This window comes from Brevundimonas sp. Leaf280 (genome assembly GCF_001422455.1).
In the GTDB taxonomy this organism is placed as follows: domain Bacteria; phylum Pseudomonadota; class Alphaproteobacteria; order Caulobacterales; family Caulobacteraceae; genus Brevundimonas.
In genome coordinates, this window is the sequence record NZ_LMNC01000004.1 from 70,573 (window position 1) to 88,969 (window position 18,397).

At 67.4% G+C, this 18,397-nt stretch carries 18 protein-coding genes; 9 read left to right on the forward strand and 9 right to left on the reverse strand.

The features are described 5' to 3' along the window. The first annotated feature begins 59 nt into the window (after positions 1–59). The gene (locus tag ASF31_RS08515) at positions 60–1,445 is read left to right on the forward strand and encodes a M17 family metallopeptidase (RefSeq protein ID WP_055754254.1); all 1,386 of its coding nucleotides are present in this window, start codon (positions 60–62) and stop codon (positions 1,443–1,445) included. A 4-nt stretch (positions 1,446–1,449) separates the two neighbouring features. Here the strand turns inward: ASF31_RS08515 and ASF31_RS08520 are convergent, their stop codons facing one another. Further along, positions 1,450–2,043: a hypothetical protein gene (locus ASF31_RS08520; RefSeq protein ID WP_156355985.1), complete on the reverse strand. Its 594-nt coding sequence runs from the start codon at positions 2,041–2,043 to the stop codon at positions 1,450–1,452. Positions 2,044–2,113: 70 nt separating this feature from the next. On the opposite strand from ASF31_RS08520, the gene ASF31_RS08525 reads away from it, so the two are divergent. Beyond that, the gene (locus ASF31_RS08525) at positions 2,114–2,896 is read left to right on the forward strand and encodes an NlpC/P60 family protein (RefSeq protein ID WP_055754256.1); all 783 of its coding nucleotides are present in this window, start codon (positions 2,114–2,116) and stop codon (positions 2,894–2,896) included. Here ASF31_RS08525 and mmcB read toward each other — a convergent pair. Genes mmcB through thpR form a run of 4 tightly spaced genes read right to left on the reverse strand, consistent with a single transcriptional unit; the run spans position 2,893 to position 5,084 of the window. Beyond that, positions 2,893–3,336 carry a DNA repair putative endonuclease MmcB gene (mmcB, locus tag ASF31_RS08530; RefSeq protein ID WP_055754257.1) on the reverse strand — a complete coding sequence of 148 codons (444 nt, stop codon included), beginning with the start codon at positions 3,334–3,336 and terminating at the stop codon, positions 2,893–2,895. The genes ASF31_RS08525 and mmcB overlap by 4 nt on opposite strands. Before the next feature lie 45 nt (positions 3,337–3,381). Beyond that, entirely contained in the window at positions 3,382–3,906 is a 525-nt protein-coding gene (locus tag ASF31_RS08535; protein WP_055754258.1) for a lipocalin family protein, read from the reverse strand. A gap of 57 nt (positions 3,907–3,963) precedes the next feature. Continuing rightward, entirely contained in the window at positions 3,964–4,548 is a 585-nt protein-coding gene (locus ASF31_RS08540) for a GNAT family N-acetyltransferase (protein ID WP_082465089.1), read from the reverse strand. Next, on the reverse strand, positions 4,545–5,084 hold the full coding sequence (thpR, locus tag ASF31_RS08545) for an RNA 2',3'-cyclic phosphodiesterase (protein WP_055754259.1): 540 nt from the start codon (positions 5,082–5,084) through the stop codon (positions 4,545–4,547). Before thpR ends, ASF31_RS08540 begins: the two co-directional genes overlap by 4 nt. 130 nt (positions 5,085–5,214) lie before the next feature. Between thpR and ASF31_RS08550 the strand changes: the two genes are divergently transcribed. Beyond that, on the forward strand, positions 5,215–5,964 hold the full coding sequence (locus ASF31_RS08550) for a Bax inhibitor-1/YccA family protein (protein ID WP_055754260.1): 750 nt from the start codon (positions 5,215–5,217) through the stop codon (positions 5,962–5,964). A gap of 297 nt (positions 5,965–6,261) precedes the next feature. Beyond that, positions 6,262–7,182, forward strand: a complete 921-nt coding sequence (locus tag ASF31_RS08555) for a cyclopropane-fatty-acyl-phospholipid synthase family protein (protein ID WP_055754261.1) — start codon at positions 6,262–6,264, stop codon at positions 7,180–7,182. A 1-nt stretch (position 7,183) separates the two neighbouring features. Here the strand turns inward: ASF31_RS08555 and ASF31_RS08560 are convergent, their stop codons facing one another. Next, positions 7,184–7,519 (reverse strand): DUF2794 domain-containing protein, encoded by a 336-nt coding sequence (locus ASF31_RS08560; RefSeq protein WP_055754262.1) that lies wholly within the window; start codon positions 7,517–7,519, stop codon positions 7,184–7,186. A gap of 320 nt (positions 7,520–7,839) precedes the next feature. After that, a complete protein-coding gene (locus tag ASF31_RS08565) occupies positions 7,840–9,171 on the reverse strand; it encodes a trypsin-like peptidase domain-containing protein (RefSeq protein WP_200918607.1) in 1,332 nt (443 codons plus the stop codon). A gap of 171 nt (positions 9,172–9,342) precedes the next feature. Between ASF31_RS08565 and ASF31_RS08570 the strand changes: the two genes are divergently transcribed. The 4 genes from ASF31_RS08570 to ASF31_RS08585 all read left to right on the forward strand — a co-directional run bounded on the left by ASF31_RS08570 (position 9,343) and on the right by ASF31_RS08585 (position 12,283). Beyond that, on the forward strand, positions 9,343–9,642 hold the full coding sequence (locus ASF31_RS08570; protein ID WP_055754264.1) for a DUF6356 family protein: 300 nt from the start codon (positions 9,343–9,345) through the stop codon (positions 9,640–9,642). A gap of 82 nt (positions 9,643–9,724) precedes the next feature. Then, entirely contained in the window at positions 9,725–10,885 is a 1,161-nt protein-coding gene (gene rlmN, locus ASF31_RS08575; protein ID WP_055754265.1) for a 23S rRNA (adenine(2503)-C(2))-methyltransferase RlmN, read from the forward strand. Positions 10,886–10,996: 111 nt separating this feature from the next. Beyond that, positions 10,997–11,437 (forward strand): DUF350 domain-containing protein, encoded by a 441-nt coding sequence (locus ASF31_RS08580; RefSeq protein ID WP_017506264.1) that lies wholly within the window; start codon positions 10,997–10,999, stop codon positions 11,435–11,437. A gap of 12 nt (positions 11,438–11,449) precedes the next feature. Further along, positions 11,450–12,283: a serine protease gene (locus ASF31_RS08585; protein ID WP_055754266.1), complete on the forward strand. Its 834-nt coding sequence runs from the start codon at positions 11,450–11,452 to the stop codon at positions 12,281–12,283. A gap of 331 nt (positions 12,284–12,614) precedes the next feature. Here the strand turns inward: ASF31_RS08585 and ASF31_RS08590 are convergent, their stop codons facing one another. Further along, positions 12,615–15,464, reverse strand: coding sequence for a pitrilysin family protein (locus tag ASF31_RS08590; RefSeq protein WP_055754267.1), 2,850 nt, complete (start codon positions 15,462–15,464; stop codon positions 12,615–12,617). A 247-nt stretch (positions 15,465–15,711) separates the two neighbouring features. Here ASF31_RS08590 and ASF31_RS08595 point away from each other — a divergent pair, with 247 nt between their 5' ends. Beyond that, positions 15,712–17,433, forward strand: a complete 1,722-nt coding sequence (locus tag ASF31_RS08595) for an ATP-binding protein (RefSeq protein WP_055754268.1) — start codon at positions 15,712–15,714, stop codon at positions 17,431–17,433. Here ASF31_RS08595 and ASF31_RS08600 read toward each other — a convergent pair. Beyond that, entirely contained in the window at positions 17,430–18,299 is an 870-nt protein-coding gene (locus tag ASF31_RS08600; RefSeq protein WP_055754269.1) for an isoaspartyl peptidase/L-asparaginase family protein, read from the reverse strand. The two genes, ASF31_RS08595 and ASF31_RS08600, sit on opposite strands and share 4 nt — an antisense overlap. Between the last annotated feature and the right edge of the window lie 98 nt (positions 18,300–18,397).

An 18,397-nucleotide genomic window follows, 5' to 3' on the forward strand; every position in this document is an offset into this window, starting at 1 on the left:
CTAACCCCTAGAATCGCCGGTTCGCGTCAACCGATGGTTAACTTCGTTTCGAGGGCCTCATGTCCGTCTCGCATCCCCTGCTGGTTTCCGCCCAAGACGGCGACGGCGCCATCCCGATCCGCTTCGTTCAGGCGGGCGGCGTGCTGGAGGGTGCGGCCCGCCGCTGGGGCGTCCTGCACGGGTTCGAAGGTAAGCCGGGCCAGCTGTTGGTCGTGCCGGGCGCGGATGGCGAGATCGGCCACGTGGTTGTCGGTGCGGGCGCGACGTTTGACCCCATGACCGTGCGGGGACTCTCGGCGCGGCTGCCGGGCGGTGTGTATCGGCTTGAGGTCGCAGCGCCCGATGCCGAACTGGCGACCCTGGCCTTCCTGCTGGGGGCCTATGTCTTCGACCGCTACAAGGCCCGGCCGGACCGGACGCCCGTGCGGCTGGTCGCGCCGGCCGGGGTGGATGTCGCCGAAATCTCGCGCATCGCCGCCGCCTGCGCCCTGGCCCGCGAAATGGTTGACACGCCCGCCGCTGATATGGGGCCGTTGCAGATCGAAACCATCGCCCGCGAGATTGCAGAGAGCGCCGGCGCCGAGATCACCGTCATCACCGGCGACGCCCTGCTGGAAGACAACTATCCGGCCGTCCACGCCGTGGGGCGCGCCGCCGCTTCACACCGGGCGCCCCGCCTGATCGAGATCGGCTGGAAGCTGGACCGGACCGACCTGCCGCTGGTCGCCCTGGTCGGCAAGGGGGTGGTGTTCGACACCGGCGGTCTGGACCTGAAGCCCGCCGCCGGCATGCGCAACATGAAGAAGGATATGGGCGGCTCGGCCCATGCGCTGGCCTTGGGACGTCTGGTGATGCAGGCCGACCTGCCGGTGCGGTTGGTGGTCATCGTCGCGGCGGTCGAGAACGCCGTGTCGGCCGACGCCTTCCGCCCCGGCGACATCCTGAACAGTCGCAAGGGTCTGACCATCGAGGTCGGCAACACCGACGCCGAGGGCCGGCTGATCCTGGCCGACGCCCTGACACGGGCGGGCGAGCACCAACCCGACCTGACGCTGGACTTCGCCACCCTGACCGGCGCCGCGCGGATCGCGCTGGGGCCGGAGCTGCCGCCACTTTATACTGATGACGAAGCCCTGGCGGCCGGGCTGCTGGCGGCGGCAGATCAGGTGCGCGATCCCCTGTGGCGGATGCCGCTGTGGCCCGGCTATCGCGGCGCGCTGGACGCCGAGATCGCGGATCTCCGGAACGACCCGGCCGGCTGGGCCCAGGCCGGCTCGGTGACGGCCGCCCTGTTTCTGCAGAAGTTTGCTCCGACCACGGGCGCCTGGGGGCACATGGACATCTTCGCCTGGAACCCCCGCGCCCGCCCCGGCTACCCAGAAGGCGGCGAGGCCCAGGCGCTAAGGGCGTGCTACGCCATGCTCAGGGCGCGCTACGCCGATTGACGGATCAGGCGAAGGCGAACCCCGGCTCCGGCTCGGAGTCGTCGGAGGGGGATCGCGGCGGCCTGGGCTTTCCGAGGCGTCCGCCCCGCGACCGTGCGCGGCGTCTAATGCGTCTCAACACGGTGCTGACAACGCGGGTCGCAAATTCCCGCTGCTGCATCAAGCCACGCCACCCGGCGACAGCGGGCAGACTGATGGCTAGTACGACCAGATCGAAAATCACGGTCACGTCGAACATCAGTGCCCAAGCGATCATGTCTGGCGCCGCCATAGCGAACATTCGGGCGCCATCCGCCTCGAACAGAACAATGGCGGCGACGCCCAGCGTCACGACCAGACAAAGGCCCGCCGTCTGTCCTGCGGTCATACGCGAGAGATGGCGCGCCGGCGCTTCCACAAGCCATCGTCTTAGAGCGATCCCGACAGGTCCTTGGTCTGCGACCGTCAGGGCCAGCACAATCAGCAAAACCAGCCACAAAATCACCAGAGCCTCCAACGCATCGACATGATGTCCGCCAAGCGACATGGCGTTGCTGGGCGAAGCTTCAAGGCGGCGTCGTGTTTTCGAGAACGCGGTTCTGTTGATTTTCTTTCGCAAAACCGTCTCGCGTTAACGGCCCCTAAGCCATCGGGGGATAAGGCTGTGGGTTCAGCAATGCGAGTTCACGTTGACCGACGTCCTCGACCTTCTTCCGCCCGGCGACCGCCTCGTTCGCCCTGACCTCGCCGAACAGGCGCTGGAAGGGCTGGTGCGCGCAGACGCCTATCGGGCGACCGAGGCCATGCATTGTCGTGTCGCCGTGGCCGACATCCTGTCCGACGTTGACGGTCGGATCGACCAGCTTCTGCATGGCGAGGTCTTCGACGTCCTGGATCGGTCGAACGGACGGGCCTGGGGCCGGGCGCGCCGCGACGGCGTCGTCGGCTGGGTCGTGCTGGACAGTCTGTCGGCCGGCGCGCCCTTGGCGACCCACTGGATCGCCGGCGTGGATGCGGCCCTGCCGCTGAACGCTCTGGTGGTCGAGGCGGCGGATTTGGCGGAGGCTGATCTGAAACCCGTGGGCGCGTTCGAGTCGGATCTGGTCGCGGTGGCGGAGCGGTTGCTCGGGAGGCCGCATGAACTTGGCGCGCGATCCTCGATCTCCACCGACTGTTCCGGCTTGGTGCAGCAGGCCCTGCTGGCATGCGGCCTGCCCGGTCCGCGTCGGTCGGACGCGCAGGCCCACATGGGTCGAGCGGTGGTTTCGTCGGACCTTAAGCGCGGCGACGTCGTCGTCTGGCTGGCGCCGAACGACGATCAGGACTGGACCGGCCATTCGGCGCTGATGCTGGATGGCGAACGCATCATTCACGCGACAGGCGGCAAGGGCGTGGTTATCGAGGGCCTGGCCGAGGTCGAGGCGCGTCTGGTCGCCGAGGGTTTCGCAACCGCCGTCTTCCGCCGACTTTAGTCCCGCAAAGTCCGCATCGCCCCCAACCGGGCGAAGGCCAGCGTCAGCGCCTTGCGGCGGGCGGGCGCCAAGCCGATCACCGGCGCGTCTCGCACGACCGCCCCGCCGAATCCGTCTGCGACGATCAGGCCCGGTTCGTCGGGCAGGATGTCCTGGGGAAACTCGGGCGCAACGGCGAAGAAGAAGGCGTCGCAGAACGGTCCGTACTCGTGCCATTTGCGGTCGACCCGATAGTCCTCGACGCCTGACTTCACCTCGCAGATGACGATGTCGCCCTTGCGCCCGATCGCCATGACATCGGCGCGTCGGCCGTTGGGCAGGCAGACTTCCAGAAGCGGCGCATACCCCATGTCCATCATCAGCCGCGCCGCGCCGCGCGTGACCGAAAGGGTGGTCTCGGGACGGCTGAAGACGAGTTCGAGATGGGCGACGGCGGACATGCCGACAGCTTATGTTCCGCCTACGTTCCTATCGCAAGCGGGGCCTTAAAGGCCGGTATGGACCATACGGCCGGTGCTGAAGCCCAGGGCGCGGACGCGGCTCAGAATGCGGTCGCGCTCAGCCTGCGAGGCATTCTGGTTGCGGTGCCAGATCCACCAGTTCGACTTGTCCGGCAGGCCCATGATGGCCCAGCTGTAGTCCGGAGCATGGTCGTAGACCCAATAGTTCTGGCCCGCCAGGCCGCCGAAGCTGAGCAGGCCGGTCAGGCTGAATCGGAACTTCGCATTAGTCGTGGTGTCGGTGACGCGGGCGTTGGCGCGCAGCGTCTCGACCTTGCCATCGGCGCGCCGGACGCAGATGACGGTGATGGCGTAGCGGTCGGCGGCGCCCTGCGGCGTGAAGTCGATCTGCGCCCGGCTGCAGTCCTTCTGGACGTTGTTGTGATTGCGCTCGATCTCGAACCACCGGCCGTCGAAGCGGTTCAGATCGACAGTCGACGCCTGCGCAAACGCTAATGACGGCAGGACGGCGAGGGCGGCGGAGGCGGCGATCAGGCTGGCGCGGAACATGGGCGTATCCTCGTTCGGTTTGGAAGGGATACGACGCGCCGACGCGTTCGGTTGTGGTCAGCGCTTCAGGCGCGTCCGATTGATCGCCCATTCGTCGCGCGTCTGGCCCCACAGATCGATGGCGATGTCCTGGAGAGGTTCGGGCAGGGCGCCCGGCCCGCGATTGCGTGATCCCAGCCGTGTCGCGACCGCCGCCGAGGGCAGGTTCTCGGGCGCGATGCAGTGGATCACGTCTTCCCAGCCCAGCACCTCGAAGGCGTAGTCCATCGTGGCTGCGGCCGCTTCAACCGCATAACCCTTGCCGGTGGCGTCGCGATGCAGGCTCCAGCCCACCTCGCGGCCCGGCCAGCCATAGGGGTGCAGCGGCCCGATACGGCCGATCCACTGGCCGGTCTCCTTTTCCAGGATGGAGAACATGCCCTCTCCAGTCAGGGCCCACATGCCCGCGACGGTGCAGATCAGGCGCCAGACCTGGGGTGCGGGCTGGACCCCGCCGATGAAGCGGGCGGTCTCGGGATCGGCCATGAACTCAGCCCAGCGCGGAAAGTCCTCAACCGCCGGTGGACGCAGGATCAGCCGCTCGGTCTCCAGCGTCGGCCCCAGAGCGACATGGGGCGGCAGGGCGTAGGCGGCAGTGCTCACAGCAGATACTCCCGCTCCAGTTCGTAATGGCTGCCGCTGTCGGTCAAAACGCTGGAATACAGGCCGAAGCGATCAATGCGGATCGGCGGCGAATGCAGCAGATTATGCCCCGACACCCAGGCGCCGAGCCGGTCGGGATTGGTTTGGGTCTTCAGATAGGCCAGGGTCACATGCGGTTTGTAGGTGCGCGCCTCCATGCCGATCCCGGCCCGTTCTCCGGCGGCCTTGCAGCGCCCGGCGAGAACCGACAGGCGCTCATTGGGCGTTTCGACCCCGGCCCACAGCGTATGGCTGCGGTGGTCGTCGCCAAAACAGCCGACGCCCTTCAGCGCGATTTCGAACGGACCGCCCGTCACGCGCGTCAGCTCCGACGCCAGGTCGTCGGCGCGGCGTTCGTCGGTCTCGCCATAGAAGGCGAGCGTGACATGAAGGGCGTCCAGCGGCCGCCACCTCGCGCCGGGCAGGCCCGATTGTCGTCGTTTCAGCGTCTCTGCGACGTCGGGCGGCAGGGTCAGGGCGGTGAACAGACGAAGCATGCGACCGAAAGTAGCGGCCGGAACACAAGCCTCCAAGTCCGGTTTTCCTTGCAGCGCGGGCCTCGGCTCACGATATTCAAAGCCTGTGACCGGAGAAGCCTCTCCGGCCAATCGGAGAAAGTTCGTCGCCATGAGCGATTTCAACAACGGTTACGCCCGTCCTCTGCCGCAGACGGCCGACATGTCGGTCGACGCCGGCCTGCGCAGCTTCATGCTGGGCGTCTACAACAAGCTGGCCCTGGGCCTCGTGGTCGCCGGCGCCTTGGCCTATGTCACCGGCAATGTGCCGGCGGTGCAGCAGCTGCTGTTCGTGCAGACGGCGGACGGCCGGATCGGCCTGACGATCCTGGGCATGATCGTCCAGTTTTCGCCGCTGGTGATGCTGTTCGGCTCGATGTTCTTCATGAAGAACCCGACGGCCAAGGGCGTGAACATGCTCTACTGGGCCGTGGTCGCCACGATCGGCGCGGGTCTGGGCATCCTGTTCCTGCGCTATACGGGCGGTTCGCTGGCCACCACCTTCCTAGTGACGGCGGCGGCCTTCGGCGGTCTGAGCTTGGTGGGCTACACGACCAAGAAGGACCTGACCGGCATGGGCACCTTCCTGATCATGGGCGTGATCGGCCTGATCATCGCCTCGATCGTGAACATGTTCCTGCAGTCCGGGACCTTCTACCTGATCATCTCCGGCCTGGGCGTGCTGATCTTCTCGGGTCTGATCGCCTATGACACTCAGCGTCTGAAGATGACCTACTACGCCTTGGGCGGCGACCAGAACGCGATGGGCGTGGCGACCGGCTTCGGCGCGTTGAGCCTGTTCATCAACTTCGTGAACCTGTTCCAATTCCTGCTGGCCTTCATGGGCGGCAACCGGAACTGAGATCGGTCGCAAGACGGATACGGAAAGGGCCCCTCGCGGGGCCCTTTCTCTGTATTCAGTAGAATCAATTAGATGGGGCCAGCAAAAGTGCTGCTCGTCTAGCTACCTGTTGTGTCTGCGCTCACAGGTGGTAACGAGGCTTGGCAAGGGTATGCGGTCTGCGCTCTCCTGAAGGCGTCGCGCTATGAGGAGATATCCACCATGACTGTGAGCAGGCTTGGTCGTGGGCTACGAATGATCGCTCGACTCAGGACGCTGCCTTCCCGGATGGTTGCAGTGGAACGTTCGGTACGCCGGATGGAGATCAGCCAGCGCGAGCAGCGCCGCGAAATCCAGCAGGGGCTTGCACAGCTGATGCTGCCGGAAGAGGTTGTTTGGCGCGGACAGCCGCCGCTGCTCACCGATGCGAGCCCTGGAAACAGAGTGTTCGATCGTGGCGCTCTGTGTCGGCAGGACAGCTTTCAGCAGCCCTATTTCTCATTCTGGACCTCGCGCCTGGGCGAGGGCTTGCGGTATCACAGAAAGCTCTGGGAGTTCGTGTTCATCTCGCAGGCGCTCTGGGAGCGTGGCGTGTGCGTCAGTGGGCGCCGTGGGGTGGGATTCGGCGTCGGACGCGAGCCGCTTACGGCGATGTTCGCTTCGGAAGGCGTCTTTGTTACGGCGACTGATTTGGCGCCGGACGGCAAGGCCGAAACGGGCTGGGCCGCAACCAAACAACATGCCGACGGCAAGGAAGCGCTGCGCAATCGCGCTATTTGTGCTGATGACCTGTTCGATCGCAATGTGGAGTTCCGCTTCTGTGACATGAACGCCATTCCGGAAGAGCTTACAGGCTATGATTTCTGCTGGTCGGCCTGTGCGCTGGAGCACCTGGGGTCGATCGAGAAGGGTTTAGCCTTCATCGAGCGGTCGATCGACTGTCTGAAGCCGGGCGGCTGGGCCGTTCACACCACTGAGTACAATGTGTCGTCCGATGATGAGACCGTCGACAACTTGGGAACGGTTCTGTTCCGCAAGCGCGACTTTGAGGCGCTTGCGGATCGTCTGCGGGCCAAAGGACACGAAATGTCGGCGATGGACTGGAATCCCGGCGAAGGGGCTGTTGATCGATACCTGGACATGCCGCCGTATCGCCATGACCCGCATTTGAAGATGATGCTGATGGGCTTCACGACCACGTCGATCGGCATCATCGTCCGCCGGGGCGAGGCGACCTGAGCTACTCCACCACCTGAAACCGGCGGCCGTCGAAGACGCGCAGCACCTGGGTCAGGTCGCGGCCGCGTTTCAGGATCTGGCCGCCTTCGCCGATGACGGCCCACTGGCCCTGGCGGGTCTGAAGGGCAGGTCGCTTTTCGATCCGGTAGAGCGGGGCGTCGCCGCTGCGGCGAAAGACGGCGAACTCGGCGAAGTCCTTGTGCCCGACCATGGCGTAGTCGCGCCATTCGCCCAGCGCGACCATGCGGCCATAGACCCTGAGGATCGGGTCCAGTTCGCGACGGTCGAAGAAGACGGGGCCGGGCGCCGGCGTCGTGTCGTGAGGGTTCAGGCTCATAGGTTTAACTTAGGCCGCTGGATGCCCGACGCCAGAGGCGGTCAGGAAATCGACGCAGACACGAAATGGCCCCGTTTCGGTCCTTCGCCCGCCCGTATGCGCAACGAAATATCGACCATCGGCTCGTCGGAGTTCGGAAGCGTCCCGGATCCTGAACAGCCCCCCCAGCCCCCCTGGATGTTTCCAGTTTACGGGCTCCGGCGGCCGATGCTTCCTCCAAGCGAGCGCCCGCCCTGCCTTTCCCCTCCCCCTCCCTGGCAAGGCGGGCGTTTCGCTGTCTGGAGCCCGCCAGACAGCGAAACGTCGGCGTCTGACCCCGCCTAGAGCGACAAGGTCAGGTTCAGGGTCTCTCCGTTTCTGAGCACGGTCGCTTCGACCGATCCCGAGGCGCCCTGCAGGGCGGTGGCGGCCGCGCGAGCGTCGGCGACGGGCACGCCTGCGATGGCGGTGATCACATCGCCGGCCGTCAGTTCGGCCTGGGCGGCAGGCGAGCCGGCCGCGACGGCCGTGACCTGGGCGCCGCCGTCCTGGTCACGCAGCGTCGCCCCATAGGCCAGCACCGACTGGGCGCCGACAATCACGGGCTGTTCAGCGGGAGTCTCGACCGCCAGCGACGTGGTCGCCTCGCGTCCCCCGCGCAGATAGGAGACGCTGAGATCCGAGCCTGGCGCGGCGATACCGATGGTCGCGTTGACCGAGCCGGCGTTCGCGACGGGGCGGCCCTGGATCCGGGTGATGACGTCGTTGTGGCGCAGGCCTGCGCGCTCGGCCGGCGATCCCGGCGCGACATCGGCGACAACGGCCCCACGCACGATGCCCAGATGCAGATCGCGCGCGCGTTCGGCGTTCAGCGAGCCGAAGATGGCCCCGGTCGCGCCGCGCTTGACCTCGCCGTTCTTCTTCAGCTGGTCGGCGACGTAGAGCATGATCCGCGTCGGCACGGCGAAGGCGATGCCGTCGTTGCCGCCGCCGAGACCCCCCGACAGGATCGAGGTGTTGATGCCGATCAGCCGGCCTCGGCTATCCAGCAGCGGCCCGCCCGAATTGCCCGAGTTCACGGCCGCGTCGGTCTGGATATAGTCCTCGACCGCATCGCCTAGCCCTGAGCGGTTCAGGCCCGAGATGACGCCCATGGTCAGGGTCTGGTCCAGGCCCAGCGGATAGCCGACCGCGAAGGCCAGGTCGCCGGTGCGCAGGGTGTCGGAATCCACCGTCTGGACCTGTTTGAGGTTCAGCGGCCGACCGTCGGGCGTGATGCGCAGCACGGCGATGTCGGTCGCCTTGTCCGCCCCGACCAGCACGGCGTCGAACAGGCGGCCGTCCGTCAGATCGACGGTGAACTTTCGCCCGCCCTCGACGACGTGATTGTTGGTGATCACCAGCCCCTCGGCCGCATCGACGATGACGCCGGAACCGGAGGCGTAGGGTTTGGGATCGGCCGCGTCCGAACTAGGACCGCGCGACTGGCCCAGGGTCGTGACCTGCACCACCGCCGGAAGCGAGCCCTCGAGCCCCGACGAGAAGCTGAAGACCCCGCGCCGGGCGTCATAAGGCAGGCCTGCCGCGCTCGACTGCGCCAGCACCGGCGTCGCTGCGGCCAACAGGGCCAGGGCGACGGCCATGGAAGAGGCGGGCGAAAGGCGGATCGGCATGGGCATTTCCTTGATCGAACGCCGACCCTAGACCGAGTTTTCACTTCTGACGATGGGTCTGAAGCGAGCGGGTCGCGCGTCGGTCACGTCCAATGAACAGATTGCGATGGGGGTTGCGTCGTCGGCCGTCCGGCGTGACCATAAGGCGACGAAGCAGGGAAGGCCGCCGCCATGAGCCAGACGACGATCGACCGCCGCCGTTCGGGCTCGACCCCGTTCGACCGCCTGTTCCGCGACCACCCGCGCGAGGTTGACGAGACCTATCTTCAGCACATGGTCGCTTCGGCGGGTTTCGGCTTCAAACTGCTGGGTCTGGCGGGCGCCGCCTTCGCCCACGCGATCGTGCCGGGCGTGCACAAGACCACCGTCTCGACCGCGATCCGCAGCATGGCCAAGGATATGGGCGGTCGGGCCGAGGAGGCGCGCGAGACCCGGATGCGCGACGCCGGCGTCTGGGACGTGGGCCTCTAAGGGCAGTCGAATCCGCCCCGGCCATGCAATCGCCGGGATCCGTGCTATATAGGCCGGCTCAACCTCACGCAGGATCGCCGCCTTGAGCATCACGCTCGATCTTTCGCGCGTCTCTAACGCGCCCGCCGTCAAGGCTACCGTCAACCTCAGCGGTCTGACGCGCGCCGGCCTGCGCCAGGCCCTGATCGACGCGGACGTCTGTCCGCCCGAAAAGGCCAAGATGCGCGCCAGCCAGGTGTGGAGCTGGATCCACCACTATGGCGTGACCGAGTTTTCGGCCATGAGCAATGTCGCCAAGGACATGCAGGCCAAGCTGGCCGAGCATTTCACCCTGGCGCGCCCCGAGGTCGTCGAACGCCAGGTGTCCAAGGACGGCACGCGCAAATGGCTGATCCGCACCGCGCCGGGCATCGAAATCGAGACCGTCTATATTCCCGACGTGGGCCGGGCCGGTGCCCTGTGCGTGTCCAGCCAGGTCGGCTGCACCCTGAACTGCACCTTCTGCCACACCGGCACGCAGAAGCTGGTGCGCAACCTGACCGCCGCCGAGATCGTGGCCCAGGTCCAGGTGGCGCGCGACGACCTTGAGGAATGGCCGTCGCCCAAGGAAGACCGGCGCCTGTCCAACATCGTCTTCATGGGCATGGGCGAGCCGCTCTACAATCTGGACCACGTCGCCGACGCCATCGACATCATCTCGGACAATGAGGGCATCGCCCTGTCGCGTCGTCGGATCACGGTCTCGACCTCGGGCGTGGTGCCGCAGCTTCAGGCCTTGGGCGACCGAACGGCGGCCATGCTGGCCATCAGCCTGCACGCCACCAATGACGCGCTTCGCGACGTGCTGGTGCCGCTGAACAAGAAGTACCCGCTGGACCAGCTGATGGCGGCGATCCGGGCCTATCCGGGCCTGTCGAACGCGCGTCGGGTGACGTTCGAATACGTCATGCTGAAGGGCGTCAACGACAGCCCCGAAGAGGCGCGCGCCCTGCTGAAGCTGATCGAGGGCATTCCGGCCAAGATCAATCTGATCCCGTTCAATCCCTGGCCTGGCGTCGAATACGAATGCTCGGACTGGAAGACGATCGAGCGCTTCGCCGCCATCCTGAACAAGGCCGGCTACGCGTCACCCATCCGCACCCCTCGCGGCCGCGACATCTTGGCCGCCTGCGGCCAGCTGAAGTCCGAAAGCGAAAAGGTCCGGGCCAGTACGCTCAGGAAGGCGGAGCAGGCGGCGGCCTGATCCTCGTGTCCTCTCTTAGTGAGAGGGCACAACCTTCGGACACATAATGTCACGCAGTGTGTCCCCGGCGCGCTTGCGGATTGGGGCGACAATCGGGCAAGGCGTCTGGGTATGGACCCGTCCTTGTCGAACGTCCTTTCCAGCGCCGAGGTGCAGGCTTTCGCCTCGGGCTTCCCGGTCATGGTGATGCACCTGATCGTGACCTTGCTGCTGCTCGCGGCGGGGGCGACGGTCTATGCGCTGCTGACGCCGTGGAAGGAGGTCGCCCTGATCCGTCAGGGCAATGTCGCCGCCGCCATCGCCTTCGCCGGCATTCTGGTGGGATTGGCGGTGCCGCTGGCGGTGTCGCTGTCGGTGTCGACCTCGGTGCGCGACATCGCCATCTGGGGGGTGGCGACCGTGGTTCTGCAGCTTCTGGCCTTCCGGGTCGTGGACCTGTTGCTGACGGGCCTGCCCGAGCGCATCCGCCATGGCGAAATCTCGGCGGCGGTGGTGCTGCTGGGCGCCAAGCTGGCGACGGCCGTCATCCTGTCCGCCGCGCTAACCGGCTGATCGGCCGGAGCGATGCAGTTTCCCCGCCTGCCGGACTGGGCCATCTATGGAGCGGTGGCGGCCGTGTTTCTGGCGGTGTCCCTGGGGCGACGCGAGAACGCCGATGCGCCGCCGGTCGCTGAGGCCGGCGCTGATGTCGCCGAGGGCGCGCTGTTAGGCCCCATCACCCCCTTTGACGCCGCCGTCACCGTCGATGCGGGCGAGGCGCCGTTCAAGCCGTCGTCGGGCACGGCCTTCTCCATCGCAGGACGGGGGCGCTGGGTGACGGCCCGCCATGTCGTCGAGGGGTGCCGCAAGCCGGCGCTGGTGGTCGGCGAGGGGCGGGCGGTCGCGGCCGACGTCCGTCTGGCGCCGCGCGCCGACGTCGCCTTGCTGATCACCGACGGCGGTCCCGCCGCGCTGCCGGTGGCGGTCGAGGCGCCGCTGCGCAAGGGCCAGCGCGCTTTTCATCCGGGTTTTCCGCAGGGGCGTCCCGGCGAGGTGACGTCTCGCCTGCTGGGGCGCGAGACCTTGAAGGTCTTCGGGCGCGGCGCGCGTGACGAGCCGGTGCTTTCCTGGGCCGAGGTGGGGCGCACCAACGGACTTGAGGGCACATTGTCGGGCCTGTCTGGCGCGCCGGCCCTGGATGCGCAGGGCCGCGTCGTGGGCGTCACCATCGCCGAGGCGCCGAGACGGGGCCGGATCTATACGACGGCCCCGGAGACGTTCGGGCCGGCCATTCGCGGCGAACAGACGCCGGCCGACGACGCGCGCGGCCAGGCCATCACGACCGAGGATTACGGTCAGGTCTCCAACCGGCTGAGGCGCGACCTGCGCGTGGCCCAAGTGGTGTGTCTGTCGGTCTAGCGGACGGAAATTGCACGCGGCGAAAAGCGTGCAATGGCGTGCAATTTGGCGGCAAGGGACAGAAATCGTTCGGCGAAATCTCCGCTTGAATTGGACGTGTGCAATTGTCGAGGCGGGTCGGGCCTAGCCTTGAGACCCAATGCCTCGGCGTGGCGGATCGCGATGTGAAGATCGGAGATGGATCATATCCCCGTTCGAAGCCTGTATGGATGATTGTCGACGGTCGCCCAAAAGTCCCTGAAAAAAGACGACTTCGGTCCTGAAAATAGGACGGCTGGCGGCCGACCCCCTCCTTCGCCGCCAGGGAAGGAGGGGGCTTGCCGATCCGGCCTTACTTCAGCGAGCCGTTGTTCAGGTTCAGGGCGCCGGCCTCGATGACTTCGAGGTTCGGATGTTTGGCGCGCAGATCGTCCAGGAACTTCGAGCCGTCGCCGACGATGACCAGGCTAGCGCGATTGACGGGCAGATGTTCGGCGAAGGCGGCCTCGACCTGTTCCGGCGTGACGGCGCGAACCCGGCCGGCGTAGTCGGCCAGGTCGCTCATCGGCAGATCATAAAGCGCCAGGTTGGCGACCAGGGCGCCCAGGCCGTCCACCGTCTCCAGCGAGCGGCCGAAGCCGCCGATCAGGGTGGCGCGGCGCGGGGCCAGATCGGCCTGGGTCGGGGTTTCGGTTCCCAGCTTGGCGATCTCGGCCAGGATCAGATCGGCGACCTCGTCGGCGGTCTCGTTCTTTGTCTGGGTCGAGGCGGTGAACAGGCCAGCATCCGCCCGTGCGCCCAGCGACGACGAGGCGCCGTAGGACAGACCGCGCTTGATGCGGATCTCCTGGTTCAGGCGCGACGAGAAGCCGCCGCCCAGCAGGGTGTTGCCGACCGTCAGCGGGAAGAAGTCCGCATCGGTGCGCGACACGCCGCGAACGGCGGCGACGACCGCGGCCTGACCGGCGCCGGGCTGGTTCACCACGACGATGCGGGGCGCCAGGGGCTGACCGGCCGGATTGGTCGCAGCGGCCGGGGCCGCGCCGGTCGGGCGCCAGTCGCCGAACGCCTGTTGCGCCAGGGCGCGGGCGGCGGCCGGCGTGATGTCGCCCGAGAAGACCAGCGTCGCGTCCGAAGGCCGGTAGCGGGCGGCGTGGAAGGCGGCGACATCGGCCGCCGTGATGGCCGGGACCGTCTGCTGGGTGATCGTCGCGCCATAAGGGGCGTCGCCGTAGATGACGCGGCCGACCGTCATGCCGGCGATGGACGCCGGCTGGCTGAGGGCGACGCGCAGGCCGTCCAGGGTCTGGGCCTGCTGACGTTCAAGCTCTTCGCCGGCGAAGGTCGGGTTCGTCACCAGATCCGCCATCAGGGCAACGGTCGCCGGGAAGGCGTTCGACGGGGCGTTGGCGTAGACGTTGGAGAAGTCGACCCCGGCCGATGCGCCGACGCTGGCGCCCAGCTGTTCGATCTGGGTGGCGATTTCGGGGGCGGTCCTGGTCTTGGTGCCCTGGGTCAAAAGCGCGGCGGTCATGGCGGCGACGCCGGCCTTGCCCGTCGGATCATCGGACGAACCGGCGTCGAAGCTGAGGCGGGCCGAGACAAGCGGCACGCCGTCGGTCGGGGCGACCAGGACCCGCAGGCCGTTATCCAGGCGGAAGTCGGCGACGGTCGGCGTCACGGGCGCGACCTCGGCGCCCGGCTGGGGCAGGGGCTTGCGCTCCGCCTCAGGCAGCAGGACCGCGGGCGGACCGGCGGGGGCCAGGTCGGCGACCTTCACGGGGGCGTCCACGTTCATCTTCTGGACCGAGGCGGGGTTCTGGTCGTCGGCGGCCAGGAAGGTGATCGTCGACTGGCGCTGCGGCGTCAGATATTTGCGGGCGACGCGCTGAATGTCGGCGACGGTGACGGCCTGGATCTGGGCGACCTCTTCGTCGGCGGCGGCGGCCGAGCCGGTGTTGATCAGCGAGAAGCCCAGGGCGGTCGCGCGGTCGTCCACCGTCTCGCGGCTGCGCAGGGCGTCGGCGACCAGTTCGTTCTTGGCCTCGGCCAGTTCAGCGGCGCTGACCGGAACGTCGCGCAGCTTGGCGATCTCGTCGTTCAGGGCGGCGATGCCTTCCTCGGCCGTATGGCCCTGGGCCATGATCGCCAGGGCGGACAGATTGCCGGCCTGCTGAGAGAAGTCGGGGGTCGAGCCGATCTGCGCCGCGATCTGCTTGTCATAGACCAGCGAGCGATACAGGCGGCTGGATTCGCCAGTGGACAGGATGCCGTCCAGAACGGTCAGGGCGGCGCGGTCGGCGTCAGCGTATTTCACCGTCGGCCAGGCGACGACGGCGGCCGGCAGCGGCACGTTCGGCGCATAGTAGGTGACGTTGCGCGGACCCGTCGGCTCGGGCTCGACGACATTGTTGGTGGGGACCGGCGTGGTCGGGTTCTTCAGCGGGCCGAAATACTGGTCGATCCAGCGATCCAGCTGGGCCTGGTCGAAGTTGCCGGCCACGATCAGATAGGCGGCGTCGGGACGGTAGTAGGTGGCGTGGAAGCGGCGCACGTCTTCCAGCGACGAGGCCTCAAGCTCCTCGATCGAGCCGATGCCCGGACGGCGATAGGGGCTGTCCTGATAGATGGTTTCAGGCACAAACAGGCCGAACAGGCGGCCGTAGGGATTGGCCAGGATCCGCTGACGGTATTCCTCCTTCACCACGTCGCGCTCGGCGACGAAGGTCGGCTCGTCCACAACCAGCGAACCCATGCGGTCGGCCTCGGCGAACAGCATCCGCTCCAGATGGTTGGCGGGCACGGTTTCGAAATAGGCGGTGGTGTCGTCGGCGGTGAAGGCGTTGTTGGAGCCGCCCACGTCCTCGGTCAGCCGGTCGAAGGTCTCGGGTGGCAGGTTGGTGGTCGATTTGAACATCAGGTGTTCGAACAGGTGGGCGAAGCCCGAGCGGCCGGCCGGATCGTCCTTGGAGCCGACCTTGTACCAGACCTGGACCGTGACGTTGGACGTGTCGGCGTCGCGCGAGGTGTAGACCTCAAGCCCGTTCGGCAGGACGCGTTTGGCGAAGCCCAGCGGGGGGACGACGACGCCCTGGGGCGCCTGGACCGCTGCGGGGGCGGGCGCGCCCTCTGCGAAGGCGGGGGCGGCGAGGCCGAGAAGGAGGGCCGAGGCGGCAGCTGTGGCGATCAGGCGGGATTTCATGAGAGGCTCCGAAGCCCGGAACGCCGGGCGCCGAGACCGTATCAGCGATTGGGCGTCTTGCACCTTACCGAGCTGTAATGAACCGGATAAGGCGCGGGTCGTTCATGGACAAACCCCCGACGGCGCTCTATTCGCCAAGAGGTCGCATCCCAGCGACCACCCAAGCCGAGGACGCGTGCCGAGACGAGCGAAAGCGACTTCTGTCTCCGACGAAAAGATCGCGGTCTGGGCCTTCGTCCTGCAAAATATGGTTACTCCGCCCGCCGTTCTCTACGGCAGTTGGGCTGCCGCCGGGCTGATCCTGGCGGCCCTCGGCCAGCCGTGGGTGGGGCTGGGGTTCGCCCTCGTCGGCATGGCGTTCGATGCCTGGGCGCAAGGGCGCGTCAGGCGCTACCAGAAGGCTGAGGCGCCCGTCGCGGGCTGGCCGCCGCTGCTGATGGCCATCGTGGCGATCCGCTTCGCCCTGGGGGTGTCCGGGCCGCTGATCGCCTGGCTGATGAATCCCCGCGCCGATGTGATGCTGGTGGTGGTGCTGATCCAGGTCTGGTCGATCGGTGTGGCCTTCGTTCAGTTCAGCGCGGCGCCTCGGCTGTTGGCGCTGGCGGCGGCGCCGATCTGCGCGACGGTGCTGGTCGTGATCTATCCCTCGCTGATGGGGCCGCACGGTCTGGCGGTGGCGGCGGCCTTCGTCATGCTGGCGACGATCCTGTTCATCATCTCGCGCGCGACCCACGCCCTGTGGTGCGACCTGTTCGCGGCGGACCAGCGCAACAAGGCGTTGCTGATAGACGTGCAGGCGGCGCATGAGGCGGCCGTGCTGGACCGCGACGCCGCCCGATGCGCGCGTCAGGAGGCGGACGAGGCCAATGCCGCCAAATCCCGCTTCCTGGCCAATATGAGCCATGAAATCCGCACCCCTCTGAACGGCGTCATCGGCATGGCGCAGATCATGGCGGGCGACGCGCTGGAGGGTCGGCAGAAGGCGCGACTGGAGATCCTAGACCGTTCGGCCCACACGCTGCTGGACCTGATCAACCAGATTTTGGACCTGTCGCGGATCGAGGAGGGGCGGCTGGAGATCGTGGCGCAGCCCATCGATGCGGACGCCCTGGTGCACGAGGTGACTGAGACGCTGCGGCCCTTGGCCGAAAGCAAGGGCCTGGCCGTCCACGTGGTGTCGCCGGGCCTGGGCTGGGTCAGCGCCGATCCGGTCCGGCTGCGTCAAATCCTGTTCAACCTGCTGTCCAACGCCATCAAGTTCACGGCGGAGGGGCAGGTGGCGTTGGATGTCGCGCGCACGGACGCCGGAGTGGTGTTCAGGGTGTCGGACACCGGGCGGGGCATACCGGCGGACCAGATCGGGCAACTCTTCACGCGCTTCGCCCAGATCGAGGCGGCGGCCGTCGACCGGCGTGACGGGGCCGGGTTGGGCCTGTCGATCGTGGCGACCCTGGTGGAGCTGATGGGCGGCCGGATCGAGGTGGAGAGCGAGGCGGGCGAAGGGGCGATCTTCGTCGTCACGCTGCCGCTGACGCCGGCGCAACCTGTGAAGGCCGGCGAGGATGCGCCGGACGCCGAGCCAGAGCGGGCGCTGCGGGTGCTGGTCGCCGAGGACCATCCGGTCAATCAGCAGGTAATCCGGGGCCTTCTGGGCCAGGTCGGGATCGAGGTCGAGATCGTCGATGACGGTCTTCAGGCGGTCGAAGCGACGCAAACGCGCGACTGGGACCTGATCCTGATGGATGTGCAGATGCCGAACATGGACGGTCCGACGGCGACACGGACGATCCGGCAAGGCGAGGCCGACCAGGGGCTGGTCCGCACGCCGATCATCGCCCTGACGGCCAATGCGATGGTGGAGCAGGTCGAGGCCTATCTGGCGGCGGGCATGGACGCGGTGGTCAGCAAGCCCATCGACCTGAAGCTGCTGCTGACCACCATCTCCGACGTGATGTCCGCAAAGACCTAGTCGCGGAAGACCTGGACGCCGATCTCGCCGGCGGGCGTCAGCCAGGCGTGCTTCATGCCCTGGCTGTTGAAGGGGGCGGCGATGTTTCCGGCGGCGTCCAGGGCGATCATGCCGCCGTCGCCGCCCATGGATCCGATTTCGTCGATCACGGCCTGGGTCGCTTGGGCCAAGGTCTGGCCGGCGGCGACGCGCCAGGCGACCTGGGCGGAGGCGGCGACGCGGATGAAATATTCCCCCTGGCCGGTGCAGGAGGTCGCGGCGTGGGCGTCGGCCCAGGTTCCGGCGGCGGGGATCGGCGTGTCGCCGACGCGGCCCGGCATCTTGCCGAAGACGCCGGCGGTCGAGGTGGCGGCGGCGAGACGGCCCTGGCTGTCCAGCACGCAGGCGCCGACGGTGCCGTGGCTGAGGGTTCCGGGCGGATGGTTGTCCTCACCCTTGCCCGCGCCGGTGAACCAGGCGGCCTCGTCGGCGATGGGCTCCAGCCCCTGGTCGTGGGCGAACAGGCCAGCGCCTTCGCCCGCCAGCATGATATGCGGCGTCTTCTCCATCACCGCGCGCGCGGCGACGACGGGATTGCGGAAGCCTTGCAGGGCGGCGACGGCGCCAGCGCGTTTGGTCGATCCGTCCATGATGCTGGCGTCCAGCTCATAGGCGCCGGCCAGATTGGGCGAGGCGCCCTTGCCCGCGACGTAAAGACCGGAATCCTCCAGCATGACGACGGCGGCGGTGGCGACGTCCAAGGCGCTGTCGCCCGCCTCCAGCCGAACCTTCATGGCGTCGACCACCTCGCGCATATGCACGACCTCGGCGTCGTAGTTGCGTTCGCGCCGGGCGCCGGCGCCGCCGTGGAGGATGAGGGCGGTCATGTCGTCTTCCTGAGCCTTGTCCTTATCGCCTCTTTCAAACGGGCGTGGCGCTCTTTAGCGTCGCGATGAAGGCCGCGCCATGTCGGCCAAGGAGGAAA